The sequence below is a fragment of the Rhodohalobacter sp. genome, from assembly GCF_041686455.1.
In the GTDB taxonomy this organism is placed as follows: domain Bacteria; phylum Bacteroidota; class Rhodothermia; order Balneolales; family Balneolaceae; genus Rhodohalobacter.
Genome location: NZ_JAWLDW010000071.1, coordinates 1 through 13,813, shown reverse-complemented (window position 1 = coordinate 13,813; position 13,813 = coordinate 1). Strand labels below are relative to the sequence as shown.

Sequence of the window (13,813 nt, the reverse complement as noted above, 5' to 3'; positions counted from 1 at the left end):
GTTCATGTTTGGAAACTGATCATCATCTGATCGGTTATAACCGGTTATGATAAAATCTCCACCTGCATCCTGAATCACGTCCATTGCCCAGTCGCTGTTAGAACCGCCATAGGTATTTACCCACTGTTGTGTTCCGTTAGCAGTGAGTTTAAGGGCAAATACATCGCGGTTTCCGCGCGCCTGACCGGAGAAAATACCATCTACAGAGGTTGTTGTTCCAACAATCAGGAAGCCGCCATCCTGGGTGCGTATTATGGTTTTCCCAAGGTCGTCGTTGGTTCCGCCGTAAGTAAATTCAGACTCCGGTTCTGTTGGTCTTTCCGGAGGCTGGGTAATCGACTCTGCATCACAGGATAACAGTGAGGCCATTAACAGCAAAGAAATAACAATTGAGGGAATGAAGCTACGCATGGCTAATAGGATTAATTTGAAGCCGTTAAGAGTAGTTAATCAACTACTCTGCATTCTGCAAGAGTTCCACTTCAAAGATTAATACGGCTCCTTCCGGGATGGACTGTGGGGGAGAATCACCATAACCGATGTCAGCAGGTACAAACAGTTCATAAATGGCACCTTCCTGCATGAGCTGTATTCCTTCAGAAAATCCCGGGACTACACCCTGAAGCTGAAATTGTGAACCTTCGGCAGGAGATTCATCAAAAACATAACCATTTGTAAATGTACCGGTATAATTTACCCTGACTAAACTATTTTCATCAGGGCTTGACCCATCCCCCTGCTCTATGACTCTGTATTGTAATCCGCTTTCGGTGACTTGTACATCTTCTCTTTCGGCATTGTCAGCCAAAAACTCGTTGGGTCGTTGAAGAAAGGAGTCGAGTGTCATGTCAAAAATCAATACGGACCCGGGACGAATAGGGCTCCCTTGTGGAGGATTATCTCCGTAGCCCAGCTCAGGAGGGATCACGAATTCATATTCAGATCCAACTCCCATCAGCTGAACTCCTTCATAGATACCGGTTAAAACGTCACTGGTTAAAGCAAAATAGTCTGGTTCAGGTGTGCGAACAAATACTTCATCGTTGATGAGTCGTCCCTCATATTCCAGGAATACCACGGCTCCTTCATAAGGAATTTCTCCCTCACTCTCTTCTATGACTCGGTATTGAAGTCCGCTTGGTGTTACGGTTACTCCTTCTTTTTGTGCATTTTCTTCAAGGAATTCAGTTTCGTCAACGGGTTCTCCAAAAGGATTTCCGGGGTCACTCAGGCAACCGGTTGTTAAAAGTGCAACGAAAAGCAGGGGTAAAATTCGGTAGTTGATCTTCATAAATAGAGTAAGTTGAAATATGTTAAAAAAGAATCAAAGTGTTGCAGATTCTGGCAGCTTTTGTATCAGCGACTGAATATTCAGGATATCAGATGAAACAGAGTGCTCAATGTCTGAACTCAACTGCTTACTATAAAATTGTTCATCCGTGTAGTGGCCCCAAAACTGTCGCTGACGGTCAACCATCGGAATGATTCTTTCAATCTGGTCAGGTTCAAAAAAAAGAATTTTTCGATGTAACTCTTCAAAAGCATCATTGATCTGACTTGCCAATGTAACGACAAAAGGAGAGCGATGTTTTGTTTCATCCTCCAGCAAGTTTTGGAGTCCAAACAAGTCAAGTCTGATATTGTGACAAAGCAAAAGCAGATCAGATTTGAAAATGATTTCGGGCTGACCGGCTTGTTGCTTATAGTAGTTGTAATTTCTGATGAATTTTCGGCTTGTTGTAAGCGTGGCTGCAGCAGCTGCAGCCGTAAACTCAATCAAATCCTCGGGGTCTAGTTTGGCCATTCTGCCGGATTTTCCCTCCAGTCATTCAGCATCTTCAGATCACTCTCAGCAATATAACCCTCTTCGAGGGCTACCTCGATCAGTGTGGAGTAATCCGTAAGACAGTAAACCGGAATATTCAAATTGGTGAATTGGTCGATGGCTGTTTGAAAACCATACGTAAAAATACTCAGTACCCCGCGTACATCTGCACCTATAAATTGAAGAGCTTCAATAACGGAAACGGCCGAACCGCCTGTTGAGATCAAGTCTTCAATTACAATGGTTGATTGGCCTTTATCAACTCCACCCTCGATTTGATTGCCAAGACCGTAAGCTTTGGCTTTAGCACGTACATAAGCGAGTGGTTTATCCAGATTCTCAGCAATCCATGCGGCATGGGGAATACCGGCTGTTGCGGTTCCGGTAATGACTTCTACGTTGCTGAAGTCTTCACTAATAATGTCTACAAACGCCTTGGATATTTTCTTTCTGATTTTTGGATATCGGAGGGTTAAGCGGTTGTCGCAGTATATAGGTGAATTCCATCCGGAAGACCAAGTAAATGGATCGTTGGGTCGTAAAATAACGGCATCTATATCCAGTAAGTGCTTAGCCAGCTCCCTGGCAAAGTCTTTGTCTATGATTTTATTGATTCTGTTTATTTCTTCTAACATGGTGATTTATCTTTGCTCCTGTAATCTGAAAAGGCTGTAATTTTTCATGCCTTAACTTATAAAACTTGTATTAACTGTCTGTTATTATTTGTGGGAATTTTATCCGAGAATTGATCCCAATAGTACTTTTAGCAACTCCAGGCAAATAAGCGCATAAACACCGGCTGCCAAATCATCAAACAATATACCAAATTTTCCTGGCAATTTCTCTAATCGAACAATTCCCAAAGGCTTGACGATGTCGAAGATTCGAAAAAGTATAAAGCCGGCTAAAAGCATGCCGCTGTTCTCCAGGTAGCTATAATGAAAGGAGGTGAATAGAAATACTACTGATTGTCCTGCGGTTTCATCGATTACAAATTGCCCCGGATCGTTTCCAAATCTTTCTACACAAGCATCGGTTGCCCAGAGTGAAATAAGGGAAGCTAAAAGAACTAAACCTGCTATGCCGAATGAGGGATGAACCAAATAAGCCGCACATACCACCGGAAGTGTAAGCAGGCTTCCCCAGGTGCCGGGAGCTTTCGGTAGCAATCCTGAGCCAAAGAGAGTTCCAAAGGCAATTTTCAGAGTTTTCATGCCGGCTGAGAGCTCTTAAAAAGAGAGCGATTTACAAAAAGGTATTCAACGCCGGAATAGACGGTGATAAATACAACCATTATCATTCCCCAAAAGAAGATGTCCATGCTGTAAACATTCAGCACAAATTGCCCTACAGCACCATCAAACAACAATAAAAATCCAAATAGAAGAGCAACGTATAAATAGCCCATTTGAATAGCTGTTTTAATTTTAGCCGTTTTTCTGGTTTTAAGGGTAATATCTTTTCGTTTTGTGTAGATTCGAAGTCCTGTTATAGAGAGATCTCTAAAAACGATTACGGCTACAGCCCACCATGGAAACTGGGATGGATCCAAAAAAGGAAGGCAGACAAATCCTGCAAATGTCAGAAATTTATCGGCTAATGGATCCATGAAGATGCCGTACTCACTCTCAACATCGTATCTTCGGGCATAGTACCCGTCGAGCGCGTCCGTAACGGCAGCTATCGCAAATACTACCAGACTAATTCCTCTAAACAGAAGATCATCCTGGATAAAAAGAAGTAGGAAAACGGGCGCCATGCCCAATCTTAGGGTGCTGAGTATGTTGGGTAATTTTTCCACATCAAAAGGTAAAGTTCTCAGTAAACAAATGATATATTAACTCGGAATATTCACAATGTTATAAGTGGATGTGACGTAAAGTACTAAATTCAATTTACTTACCATCGTTATCTCCTTTTAAAAACTCTTTGGTGGTATTTCCGAGTAAAATCCCTTAAAAGGATGGGCAAACAGAATACAAAATTTCATTGATCACCTGCAAAATCCTATTTTCAACGTCATATGAAAAAGGCACAAATTATATCTATCGGTAACGAGCTTCTAATCGGAGATACAATCAACACCAATGCCTCATGGTTAGGTGGATTACTTACCGAACAGGGATTTTATGTTGAACAGGTATTCACTATTCCTGATGATTACGATATTATATACAAGAAAGTAAAAAAATCTCTGCAACAGTCAGAGTTAACGGTTGTAACCGGTGGACTTGGACCAACTCACGACGATATCACCAAGAAGGTGTTGGTTGATCTTTTTGACTCGAAACTTATCGAAAACAGAGAAGTGCTAGATTTTATTAAGATGATTTTTGAAAGAAGAGGATTTACCTTTAGCCGGGTTAATGCAGCTCAGGCTCAAGTTCCTGAAAATTGCGAAGTTCTTTTTAATAATAAAGGAACAGCACCGGGTATGTGGTTCGAAAAAAACGGGAACTCATTGATTGTGCTTCCGGGCGTTCCCAATGAGATGAAATTTTTGATGGAAAAACGTGCACTGCCCAAAATCCATGAACTTTTTCCGGATCGGGAAGTTTGGGCTACTCGCTACTTTAAAACTGCAGGTGTACCGGAAAGTACTCTCAGTGAACAGATTGGAGACTTAGATGAGTTTGTTAACAATGGTGTTGGAGTGGCATACCTTCCTGGACCGGCCGGCGTTACGATACGGATTAGTGCAAACGCTGATACATTGCAGCTAGCCGAAGGGAAACTCACAAAATTGAAAGACTTGCTATATGAAAAGGCCGGAGATGTGATTTTTGGAGAAGGTAAAAATTTAAAGCTGGAAGAGGTGGCCGGTAAAATACTGACAGATAATGAGCTGACAATCGCCACAGCAGAAAGCTGTACGGGTGGCCTTCTTTCCAGTAAAATTACCGACATTCCAGGCAGCAGTGCTTATATGAAAGGAGGAGTTGTTGCTTACGGAAATGAGGTCAAAATATCTGCACTAAACGTTTTGGAAAATGATTTGAATAAAGGTGGTGCGGTGAGTAAAAATGTGGCACTGCAAATGGCCAAAGGCGTGGCAGAAAAAATGAAAACAGACATTGGAGTATCGGCCACAGGTATAGCAGGGCCGGGCGGTGGCACAGATGAGAAGCCCGTTGGTACGGTTTGGATGGGTTTTTGGATAAAGGGCGACCATTTTGCACTTAAAGCTGTTTTGAGCAACGACCGGCTGTTGAATAAAGAGCGCACGGTGATGATTATTCTGGAGACCGTACGGCGTCGGCTTCAAGGCGTAAATGAATTACCCTATCAACTGAAACCTCACTCAGCTTGATCTATTTTTTAACCATATGGACAGCATTTACTTTTTCGCTGCAGGATACCATTCCGCAGCCAACTCAGGCTGATACGCTGCTTCAACCGGTATCTGCTGATACAATACGTCAGTCAGTTGAAGCAGATACTACACAGGTTGATGAGTTTGAAACTGAGACGCAAAAACCGGATACGGTTTATGTTTGGGAGTACGATCTGCAAAAAACCATGGACGTGGCAGAGACAGACAGTACTCTTCGCTGGGTTAATATGGTGAACCTTTTTGACAGGTTCTACGGGGCGAAAGGAGCGATTACCTATCGTACCGGTACGTCGGGCAGGCTGGACGGTCTGGAACTGCATGCATATGAATCACGACATCTGAATATGCAAATGGAAGGGTTGAGTATCAATGACCCGCTGACAGGCGCCGTACACTGGAATCGGATACCCATCAGGAAAATACGTGAGTATAGAGAAGCCGATTATGGAGCAGCGTATCACGGGGAGATTAAGCTGATAGATCACTATTTAACGCAACCCCGCACGTATCTGAATTTTGATGAGAGTAAGTATAACTATCGAAATCTTGATTTTGTGTTCACACAAAATTTAAGAGCGGATACCAACCTGGAATTTTCATACTGGGACAGGAAGGATGGAGGCGGCTACAGCCGGTCAGGTGTGGAAGGCAGGCAGGCTTCAGTAAAAGTTTACCACCAGCTTTCAGATCGATGGCTGTTGAAAACACTCTACCTAAACAATGCATTGGATCGTGAGGAATCTTTTGGCTATATCGTCAACAATCCGGAACTCTTTACATTTAATACTTTTACGGAAGCCCCCATTGAAAATAATGCCAATTCGAATCAAACCTCGAGCGATATTTACATCCAGGCTCATCACAGGCCGGAGATCAATAGCGCTGTTCAAACTGAGTTTGGCCTTCACTATCAAACCAACAAGTGGTCTCTGAACTACTCCGCCGATTCAATAGCTACCGAATTTAAACAAGCAGAACTGTTTTCGCGGCATCGTCTAAATTTGGGAAGAACAGATGTGTCTTTTCAGGGGAGTGTAAGATGGCTGAATGAATCTGCAAAGCAGAACTTAACGGAAGAAAACTGGCTTGGGGCTCGCGGCAGGGTTGACTTGAATATCAGGCCTTTATCGTGGCTGCACCTTCAATCCTATTCAACTGCTGAATATTGGGACGATGAGCGCCTGAGTACTGAAGTATCTGGAAGGCTTACGTTGTTTCCCGGTAGCAGAATTACACTTTCAGGCTTCGGCGGCTACCTCAACCGGTCACCGGACCTGCAGGCGCTCTATTGGCAGTCATCGATATATACAGGTGATCCAACTCTGGAAAATGAGAAGGAAATTTCGATGGGGGGGATGATCGAATACCAAATATTAAGTTGGTTGAATACTGGGGTACGGGCTGATCTGAGGCTCAATGAAAACAGTGTATTTATCAATGCGATCAACCAATTTGAAAATATTGATCCTTTTACAAACATAAGCGGAACAGGCTGGATAGGACTGGATAGCCGTATATTTGAAGGTGAATTGTCTGCCGTTTATAAATCATTTTTAAATGATTCTGATAATCCCGTAAACCAACAGCTAGAGGAGTCGGGCGACCGCATCTGGTTAAAAGGCCATTTATATTGGAAAAACTACCTGTTTGATCGCGCTACGTATGTAAAAGCCGGTATATCAGGAATGATGTCTCCGGGAGTTTTTGGTACAGCAGAATACATCACACCGCTAAATAGATGGCAGCACGGAACAAATTCACTGGGGAATCCTCCCTATCATAGATTGGACGTTGATATCTCGGCGCGTATCCGTTGGTTTATGCTTTTGTTAAAGTGGGAAAATGTACTTGACGGAGTGAATCAGCTGGGCTACTTTGAATCAACTGGATACCCCATGCCCGAGCGACGTTTTCGACTGGGCTTGAGAATATTATTTACAAATTAGGTAAGCAAACATGAGCTTGGGATATGTATTAAAAGAAGGAATGGCGGGTTTGAACCGCGCCCGTTTGGCAGCCTTTACGTCTGTCTTTTCACTATTTGTTGCTGTACTTTTGGTGGGTGTTCTCTCCCGGGTGGGGTATAACGCGTACGAAGTGATGCAAATATTGAAGCAACAGGTTGAAGTAGAAGTGTTTCTTCAAAATATCGATGACCGTACCTCACAGGAAATCCGTGACAGAATTGAAAGTGAAACGATTGTAGCTGAACTCTCCTATATCTCCAGAGACAGTGCTTCAAAAATATTTCAGCAGGATTTTGGTATTGGCAGCGATGCCCTGGCTGATCTTCAGTTTCTTCCAGCTTCCTACAAGGTGAAGATTGTTGAAAATGCAGAAATCACACAAATTGACTCATTGGTTCAGCAGGTTTCGGGCTTCCGAGGTGTAGATGAGGTTCGTTTCAACCAGGCACTGCTGCAGACGCTGGAATCCAGAACGGAGACCCTTTTTATTATTGGCGGCGCGATTGGTGCTTTTATTCTTTTTGTGGCGATGGTGCTGGTGTTCAACACAATTCGGCTTACCATTTATGCCAAAAGAGATTTGATCCGTGCCATGAAATTGGTTGGAGCCACCAACAGCTTTATACGCAGGCCTTTTCTGGTTGAGGGCATGATGCAGGGCGTTATAGCTGGTACTGCTGCAGCGGCTATTGTCTTTGGTCTATTCGAGTGGGTTGTTCCTCAGGTTGTCCCACAACTGGGAGTACTCTCCTGGCCTTTTGGAAGATGGTATTTCCTATTGGGCGCAATACTGATTCTTTCAATTTTAATGGGTTGGTGGGGCAGTCGGTGGGCGGCCCGGAAGTTTATCAGAGAGACCAAGGTTTATACAACAAATTAACTAATGGGTTGAAATACCAGAACTAATCCAGGCTTCAATTGACGATCAGGCCTTTTCCTTCTTCAGAGATTTGATTTTATCACCATCCTCTTTTCGTCGCATACAAGCCTTTTTATCCTTGCACCGACCGAACAGATGCAGCGAATGACCTTCAACATTGAAATCATGTATCTCTTCCATGAGCCGCTGTATTTCTAAAATGCGAGGGTCACAAAACTCGATCACAACTCCGCATTCCTTACAGATCATATGATCGTGTTGCTGATAGGCATACGATCGCTCATAGTAGTATTGGTTCTTTCCAAACTGCTGTCTTTGTACCAAACCGCATTCAATGAGCAAATCCAGGGTGTTGTAAACGGTAGCTCTGGAAACACGTGTTCCGGCATTTTTCATGTTGAAAAAAATATCATCCGCGTCAAAGTGTCCTTCAGCCCTGTAGATCTCCTCCAGTACCATAAAGCGTTCAGGCGTCTGACGCTGATTTCTCTCTTTCAGATACGTTCTGAAAATTTCTTTGACCAAAGTAATTGTTTCTTCCTGGGCCGGATGTGCCATAATGTTTCAATAATTAAAAATTCAATGAATGTAATTGAGGAGGTTTGAATTTAACTATATACTATCTGAACTTTTAAAAACATCAGAAATTATGTGGTAAATTTAAAAGCCTCGTAATATTCGGGTAATATGTTATCTTTTATCAAACTAGTTAACAAAATTTGAAGATATGCCAACGCTCGTCGCTTTTGAGACTATTACTGACCTCTACCAAAACTTAACTCAAAAATACGAAAATTCTCCTAAAACTGCTTTCGCTTTTAAACCTACTCCAAACGACGAGTATAAAACGGTTACCTGGAATAAGGTCAAAGAGGATGTAAATGCTCTTGCAAGTTATTTAATTGATTTTGGTATTAAAAAAGATGATCGGGTCGCGATATTAAGTGAGAACCGATACGAATGGGCAGTTGTTGATCTTGCTACACAGATGGTTGGAGCAATAAATGTGTCGCTTTACACTACACTTCCCCCCAAGCAGTGCGAATTTATTCTGAAAGATTCCGAGGCTAAGCTGTTTTTTGTTTCTACAGGTATTCAACTCAAAAAAGCTGTAGAAGTTTTTGATAACTGTAAGGATCTCAAGCATGTGGTTGCTTTTGATAAACCAAAGGTTCAGAAATATATGGACCAAAAGTACGTAAGCCTGTTTGAAACTGTGCGCAATGCGGGATTAAAATTTTTTTCGGATAATGAAGAAAAAATTAAAAAACGCGCTTTAGAAACTTCTCCTGAGGATATTTCAACACTTATATATACGTCCGGCACAACAGGTAATCCGAAAGGTGCCATGCTCACCCACAGGAATATTGTTAGTAATGTAAAGTCAGCCCACGAAGCGATAAATATTGGTGAATCAGATCGCTGTCTTTCTTTTTTACCCCTCTGTCACTCATTTGAGCGGACAGGTGGTTATTACGCTATGATGGCCGGCGGGGCAGAAATCTACTACGCTGAAAGTGTGGATACGGTAGCCAAAAATATGCTCGAGGTTCATCCTACGATTGTAATTAGTGTACCGCGCCTTTTTGAGAAGATTTACAATCTGGTGATGAACAATGTGAAAGAGGGAAGCGCTATTCAGCAATCCATCTTTGACTGGGCTCTGGACATTGGTAAACGCTACTGGCATGGTGAGCGTGGGATTGTAAGTATGCAGAAAAAAATTGCAGACAAGCTCGTTTTTGATAAGCTGAAACAGCGAACCGGTGGAAACATTCGGTTTTTTGTTTCCGGAGGAGCAGCGCTTCCGGCTGATATCGGGGCATTTTTTATGTCGGCAGGTCTCAATATTCTGGAAGGTTACGGGCTTACAGAAACCTCTCCGGTAATGTGCTGTAACCGTTATGGCGATGAAAAAATGGGAACAGTCGGGAAGGTGATCAATGGCGTTACGGTTGGGATACAGCGACTGGAAGACAGTAAAATTATTGCTCAGCTGAGTGGTGAAGACTATCCATCTGATTTGACATCCGAAGAGGGAGAAATTTTGAATCGCGGACCCAATACCATGAAAGGGTACTGGAAAAATGAGGAAGCGACAAAAGAGATGATTGACGATGAAGGCTGGCTACACACCGGTGATGTCGGAAAATTTGAAGATGGCCGTCTTAAGATTACCGATCGAATCAAACACATGATTGTGAATGCCGGTGGTAAAAATATATATCCCGGCCCAATCGAGGATATGTTTAAAACAAGCCAGTGGATAGATCAGCTGGTGGTAGTGGGTGAGAAGAGGAGCTACATGGCCGCACTGATTGTTCCCAATTTTGAAGCGCTGGAAAAATATGCGAAGGATAATGACATTAAGTACTCCAATATGGAGGAACTGCTGCAGCATGAGTCTATTCAAAATCTATATAACAAAGAGATCAGATCATTCTCAAAGGAGCTCGCATCACACGAAAAGCTGCGTGACTTCCGTCTCTTAGCTAATGAATTTACCGTTGAAACCGGTGAACTGACACCAACACTGAAGGTGAAGCGAAGAATCATCGAAGATAAATACGGCCATCTGATTGAGGATATCTTCGAAGGGGACAGTGCTTAAAATACGATTTATTCACCGCGGAGGCGCAGAGAATAGTGCTATTTTATTCAATCTCCCTTTGAGGGGAGTACGGCTTTAGCCGGGAGGGGTGTTCGATGAAAAATTAGAGGCTATTCCTAATCTGTCACTGGTAGCGTAATCCCGGCAGCCTGGTTCACTCTATTTGGTTGGAGTTCTCTTCTTCCGGGGCAAAGCCGAATCACGTCTGTGAGATGCTCTGCAAAAATTTATCATTTAGCTTTGAATCTACTACTTATCATCCCCCTATTGCTCACTTCGAAGGGGGCACTCTTAAACAAATTCTTAACTAGAACTCACGTTATTTAGCCCTTCTTCGCCTTTCGGGTATCAATAAATGATTTGACTCCCAAAATCACGAAAAGGATACAGAGCACCGCCATCACAGCCTGACTCGCTGCTGCAGTAAAGCGAACGGGCATGTCGCCGCCTAACAGGACGGAGATTATTTGTCGCAGTCCGGTGAACGATCCGCCAAGCCCTAAAAGAGCGAGTAGTACCGCCGCATGCATCGAGTGTTTTTGAAGGTTGTCAGATTTTTTTGCTAGCAGACCGAGCCCTATAAAAACAAATCCAAATAGAGAAGGGATCAGGGCTGTCAGGCTTACCATTTCTGTTGCGATATAGGAGAAAAAACCGAGTATTACGAGCAATATCCCGATATTGATAGATAGCTTAGGCATGAATGTATAAGATTAGTCTAGTTATTAAGAACGATTATATAGCTTTCCAGTTTTCTGAAAATTTTCTTTACTCTTCTGCGGTTAACACCCAAATCTGAATAGCCAACCCGGCTGGAGCTTTTAATATGCACTAAAGAGTTTGGACCATCCTTTTCAACGATTGCAAGCACATCATCTTTAAACCCAAAGAGTGGAATTTTGAAAACAGACTGGATTTTAAATTCGGATGAGTCTGCTTCAATCTCGTGCGGATTGAGATCGACAAATGCTTTTTCCAGGAATTGAAACAGCTGGCCTAACTCAGTTTCAAACTTTTTTGAAACAATAATGCAGTTGGGTGAATCCGGACACTCCTCGATTTCAGAATGGGTCTGAGAGTCGGAAGCTATGTCGGAGGTTTGTGAACCCTGTAGTGGAAAGTATACGGCCATGGCTGCTGTAATGAGTAGTACTGTGAAAACTCCGAAGAGTAAAATTTTACGCTTGTTCACACAACTCCAAACACTCTTCCAGCGTTTCAGCAACTTGAACAATTTCACGGTTCTCAGATTTTATGAATCCGGCTTCTACGGAATGATCCATCATCTCAATCAGGAAATTATAGTATCCGTTTAGATTCATAATCGTGACCGGTTTGTTTAATAGCCCGATTTGATTCCAAGTTATAATTTCAAACAGTTCTTCCATAGTACCGAATCCCCCGGGGAAAGCTACGAATGCGTCAGCCAGTTCTGCCATGTGAGATTTTCGCTGATGCATATCTTTCACGGTAATGAGACGGGTTATTCCGCGATGGCCCACCTCTTTGCTGAAAAGATTTTCGGGGATAACTCCAATGACTTCTCCGCCGTTAATCATCACTGAATCGGCAATTGTACCCATAATTCCAAGTGATGATCCCCCATAGATGAGAGTGTGACCATTTTCTGCAAGAAGTTTCCCAAACTCACCTGCTCTGTTGATGATGTCGGGATTATTTCCGGGTGAGGAGCCACAATAAACGCATATATTCATACTAAGACGCTACTTTCATCATTCTGTCGAGTACACCTTCCAGTTTGTCCAGAAAGAAGTCAATCTCTTTTTCATTGTTCTGTTTGCCGAAGCTCACTCGTATGCTGGAGTTGGCGATTGTTTCATCCCCGACAATCTCTTGAAGTACGTGAGATGGTTCAGTTGCCCCGGAAGTGCAGGCTGATCCGTTAGAAACGCATACTCCTTCAATATCCAGGTTTAGAAGAAGCATTTCACCGTCGAGGCCCTGATTACTGTCGGTTTTAAACCCGATGTTAATGATGTGCGGCACACCACCATCTTTTGGTCCGTTGATGGTGAACTTTCCTTCAAACCTCTTTTCCAGCCCGTCGATAAGTCTTTCTCGCAGGGCGACAAACTTTTGAGTATTTGCTTCCATGTTTTTATCGCATAGCGCCATCGCTTTTGTAAGGCCAACGATACCCGGAATATTGGATGTTCCTCCTCTACGGCGTCGTTCCTGAGATCCGCCCTGAAGCCAGGGAATCCAGGGGGTCCCATTTTTTACATAGAGAACTCCAATGCCTTTCGGACCATAAATTTTATGAGCGCTGATACTTAACATATTCAGCCCAATTTCCTTTACATCCACAGGAATTTTCCCCACACTTTGTACAGTATCGGAATGGAAGGGAACTCCCGCTTCACTGCAAACGGCAGCAATCTCATTTACCGGGTTGATGGAGCCTATCTCATTATTAATGTGCATCAGGGAGACCACTGCAGTCTTTTCGGTGATTGCCTCTTTAACCTGATCGGCCGTTATGATACCATCTGAATTTGGTTTGAGATATACAATCTTAGCTCCTTGTCTTTTGAGTGATTCTGCGGGATGCATTACGGCGTGATGCTCGATCGGGGAAGTGATAATTTCATTCTTTCCTGCTGGTGATAGTGCGGAGAAAACACCCTTAATGGCAGCATTGTCACTTTCTGTGCCACCACTGGTAAAAATAATTTCTGAGGGCTCAGCATTTATTAGTCGAGCAATTTCTTCACGGGCATCTTCAACTGCAACCTTGCAATTTCGTCCAAACTGATGGGCTGCATCAGCATTTCCAAAATCTTCAGTAAAATAAGGCAGCATTGTTTCGAGTACTTGAGGGTCGACCGGTGTGGTAGCCGCATTATCAAAGTAGACAGGATCCATAATCAAATTATCAGTTATGATTTTTTCGAGCTGAATAAAAATATTCAAATTGATCGTGAAAAACAGTTTTGAATTTTATCTTTTACAAAGTGCATTCATTAACTGATTCAGATGTGATTATTTCGAGGATTTAAACAGATCGAAACCTGAACTTTTCTTACATTGAGCGCACATCGAATTTCACACGACACAGATTCAAAAATATGTCTACTACATCTCCTAAAGAACCTGAAGTAAATCTCGATCTGGCCAAAGAACACGGCTTAAATGAGGAAGAGTATGAAATGATTAAGAACTTTCTCGGGCGAAT

The 13,813-nt window shown here is 42.8% G+C and carries 14 protein-coding genes and 1 pseudogene; 4 read left to right on the top strand and 11 right to left on the bottom strand.

The genetic code is table 11. The annotated features are described in order from the left end of the window. From ACESM0_RS09200 to ACESM0_RS09175, 6 genes and pseudogenes are all read right to left on the bottom strand, one after another. Nucleotides 1-369: pseudogene (locus tag ACESM0_RS09200) on the bottom strand (hypothetical protein); the annotation flags it as partial. 85 nt (nucleotides 370-454) lie between these two features. Continuing rightward, nucleotides 455-1,291, bottom strand: a complete 837-nt coding sequence (locus ACESM0_RS09195) for an FKBP-type peptidyl-prolyl cis-trans isomerase (protein ID WP_372905783.1) — start codon at nucleotides 1,289-1,291, stop codon at nucleotides 455-457. Nucleotides 1,292-1,324: 33 nt separating this feature from the next. Continuing rightward, the gene (locus ACESM0_RS09190; protein WP_372905781.1) at nucleotides 1,325-1,804 is read right to left on the bottom strand and encodes a hypothetical protein; all 480 of its coding nucleotides are present in this window, start codon (nucleotides 1,802-1,804) and stop codon (nucleotides 1,325-1,327) included. Then, nucleotides 1,792-2,460 (bottom strand): orotate phosphoribosyltransferase, encoded by a 669-nt coding sequence (gene pyrE / locus ACESM0_RS09185; RefSeq protein ID WP_372905779.1) that lies wholly within the window; start codon nucleotides 2,458-2,460, stop codon nucleotides 1,792-1,794. Before pyrE ends, ACESM0_RS09190 begins: the two co-directional genes overlap by 13 nt. Before the next feature lie 99 nt (nucleotides 2,461-2,559). Further along, on the bottom strand, nucleotides 2,560-3,039 hold the full coding sequence (locus tag ACESM0_RS09180) for a phosphatidylglycerophosphatase A (protein WP_372905777.1): 480 nt from the start codon (nucleotides 3,037-3,039) through the stop codon (nucleotides 2,560-2,562). After that, nucleotides 3,036-3,626 carry a CDP-alcohol phosphatidyltransferase family protein gene (locus ACESM0_RS09175; RefSeq protein WP_372905775.1) on the bottom strand — a complete coding sequence of 197 codons (591 nt, stop codon included), beginning with the start codon at nucleotides 3,624-3,626 and terminating at the stop codon, nucleotides 3,036-3,038. The genes ACESM0_RS09180 and ACESM0_RS09175 overlap by 4 nt, the downstream gene beginning before the upstream one ends. A gap of 222 nt (nucleotides 3,627-3,848) precedes the next feature. Between ACESM0_RS09175 and ACESM0_RS09170 the strand changes: the two genes are divergently transcribed. The 3 genes from ACESM0_RS09170 to ACESM0_RS09160 are packed head-to-tail and all read left to right on the top strand — an operon-like array spanning nucleotide 3,849 to nucleotide 8,006. Beyond that, the gene (locus ACESM0_RS09170; protein ID WP_372905773.1) at nucleotides 3,849-5,135 is read left to right on the top strand and encodes a competence/damage-inducible protein A; all 1,287 of its coding nucleotides are present in this window, start codon (nucleotides 3,849-3,851) and stop codon (nucleotides 5,133-5,135) included. Next, complete coding sequence (locus tag ACESM0_RS09165; RefSeq protein WP_372905771.1) at nucleotides 5,132-7,105, top strand: putative porin; 1,974 nt, start codon at nucleotides 5,132-5,134, stop codon at nucleotides 7,103-7,105. Before ACESM0_RS09170 ends, ACESM0_RS09165 begins: the two co-directional genes overlap by 4 nt. Nucleotides 7,106-7,115: 10 nt before the next feature. Then, nucleotides 7,116-8,006 carry a cell division protein FtsX gene (locus ACESM0_RS09160; RefSeq protein ID WP_372905769.1) on the top strand — a complete coding sequence of 297 codons (891 nt, stop codon included), beginning with the start codon at nucleotides 7,116-7,118 and terminating at the stop codon, nucleotides 8,004-8,006. A 45-nt stretch (nucleotides 8,007-8,051) separates the two neighbouring features. On the opposite strand, the gene ACESM0_RS09155 is transcribed toward ACESM0_RS09160, so the two are convergent. Continuing rightward, on the bottom strand, nucleotides 8,052-8,564 hold the full coding sequence (locus ACESM0_RS09155; protein WP_372905768.1) for a Fur family transcriptional regulator: 513 nt from the start codon (nucleotides 8,562-8,564) through the stop codon (nucleotides 8,052-8,054). A gap of 169 nt (nucleotides 8,565-8,733) precedes the next feature. Between ACESM0_RS09155 and ACESM0_RS09150 the strand changes: the two genes are divergently transcribed. Beyond that, entirely contained in the window at nucleotides 8,734-10,617 is a 1,884-nt protein-coding gene (locus ACESM0_RS09150) for an AMP-dependent synthetase/ligase (RefSeq protein WP_372905766.1), read from the top strand. Nucleotides 10,618-10,940: 323 nt separating this feature from the next. On the opposite strand, the gene ACESM0_RS09145 is transcribed toward ACESM0_RS09150, so the two are convergent. From ACESM0_RS09145 to ACESM0_RS09130, 4 genes are read right to left on the bottom strand one after another with little or no spacing between them, the layout of a single operon-like run. After that, a complete protein-coding gene (locus ACESM0_RS09145; RefSeq protein WP_372905764.1) occupies nucleotides 10,941-11,318 on the bottom strand; it encodes a hypothetical protein in 378 nt (125 codons plus the stop codon). A 17-nt stretch (nucleotides 11,319-11,335) separates the two neighbouring features. Then, a complete protein-coding gene (locus ACESM0_RS09140) occupies nucleotides 11,336-11,749 on the bottom strand; it encodes a DUF1499 domain-containing protein (RefSeq protein ID WP_372905762.1) in 414 nt (137 codons plus the stop codon). Nucleotides 11,750-11,795: 46 nt separating this feature from the next. Continuing rightward, the gene (locus ACESM0_RS09135; RefSeq protein WP_372905760.1) at nucleotides 11,796-12,332 is read right to left on the bottom strand and encodes a TIGR00730 family Rossman fold protein; all 537 of its coding nucleotides are present in this window, start codon (nucleotides 12,330-12,332) and stop codon (nucleotides 11,796-11,798) included. 1 nt (nucleotide 12,333) lies between these two features. Then, nucleotides 12,334-13,503 (bottom strand): cysteine desulfurase family protein, encoded by a 1,170-nt coding sequence (locus tag ACESM0_RS09130; protein ID WP_372905758.1) that lies wholly within the window; start codon nucleotides 13,501-13,503, stop codon nucleotides 12,334-12,336. Nucleotides 13,504-13,813: the final 310 nt, after the last annotated feature.

What these genes read in the sequence shown, in the direction of transcription:
- ACESM0_RS09195 (WP_372905783.1), bottom strand. Translation starts at nt 1,291, where the DNA reads ATGAAGATCAACTACCGAATTTTACCCCTGCTTTTCGTTGCACTTTTA.
- ACESM0_RS09190 (WP_372905781.1), bottom strand. Translation starts at nt 1,804, where the DNA reads ATGGCCAAACTAGACCCCGAGGATTTGATTGAGTTTACGGCTGCAGCT.
- pyrE (WP_372905779.1), bottom strand. Translation starts at nt 2,460, where the DNA reads ATGTTAGAAGAAATAAACAGAATCAATAAAATCATAGACAAAGACTTT.
- ACESM0_RS09180 (WP_372905777.1), bottom strand. Translation starts at nt 3,039, where the DNA reads ATGAAAACTCTGAAAATTGCCTTTGGAACTCTCTTTGGCTCAGGATTG.
- ACESM0_RS09170 (WP_372905773.1), top strand. Translation starts at nt 3,849, where the DNA reads ATGAAAAAGGCACAAATTATATCTATCGGTAACGAGCTTCTAATCGGA.
- ACESM0_RS09160 (WP_372905769.1), top strand. Translation starts at nt 7,116, where the DNA reads ATGAGCTTGGGATATGTATTAAAAGAAGGAATGGCGGGTTTGAACCGC.
- ACESM0_RS09155 (WP_372905768.1), bottom strand. Translation starts at nt 8,564, where the DNA reads ATGGCACATCCGGCCCAGGAAGAAACAATTACTTTGGTCAAAGAAATT.
- ACESM0_RS09150 (WP_372905766.1), top strand. Translation starts at nt 8,734, where the DNA reads ATGCCAACGCTCGTCGCTTTTGAGACTATTACTGACCTCTACCAAAAC.
- ACESM0_RS09145 (WP_372905764.1), bottom strand. Translation starts at nt 11,318, where the DNA reads ATGCCTAAGCTATCTATCAATATCGGGATATTGCTCGTAATACTCGGT.
- ACESM0_RS09140 (WP_372905762.1), bottom strand. Translation starts at nt 11,749, where the DNA reads ATGGCCGTATACTTTCCACTACAGGGTTCACAAACCTCCGACATAGCT.
- ACESM0_RS09135 (WP_372905760.1), bottom strand. Translation starts at nt 12,332, where the DNA reads ATGAATATATGCGTTTATTGTGGCTCCTCACCCGGAAATAATCCCGAC.
- ACESM0_RS09130 (WP_372905758.1), bottom strand. Translation starts at nt 13,503, where the DNA reads ATGGATCCTGTCTACTTTGATAATGCGGCTACCACACCGGTCGACCCT.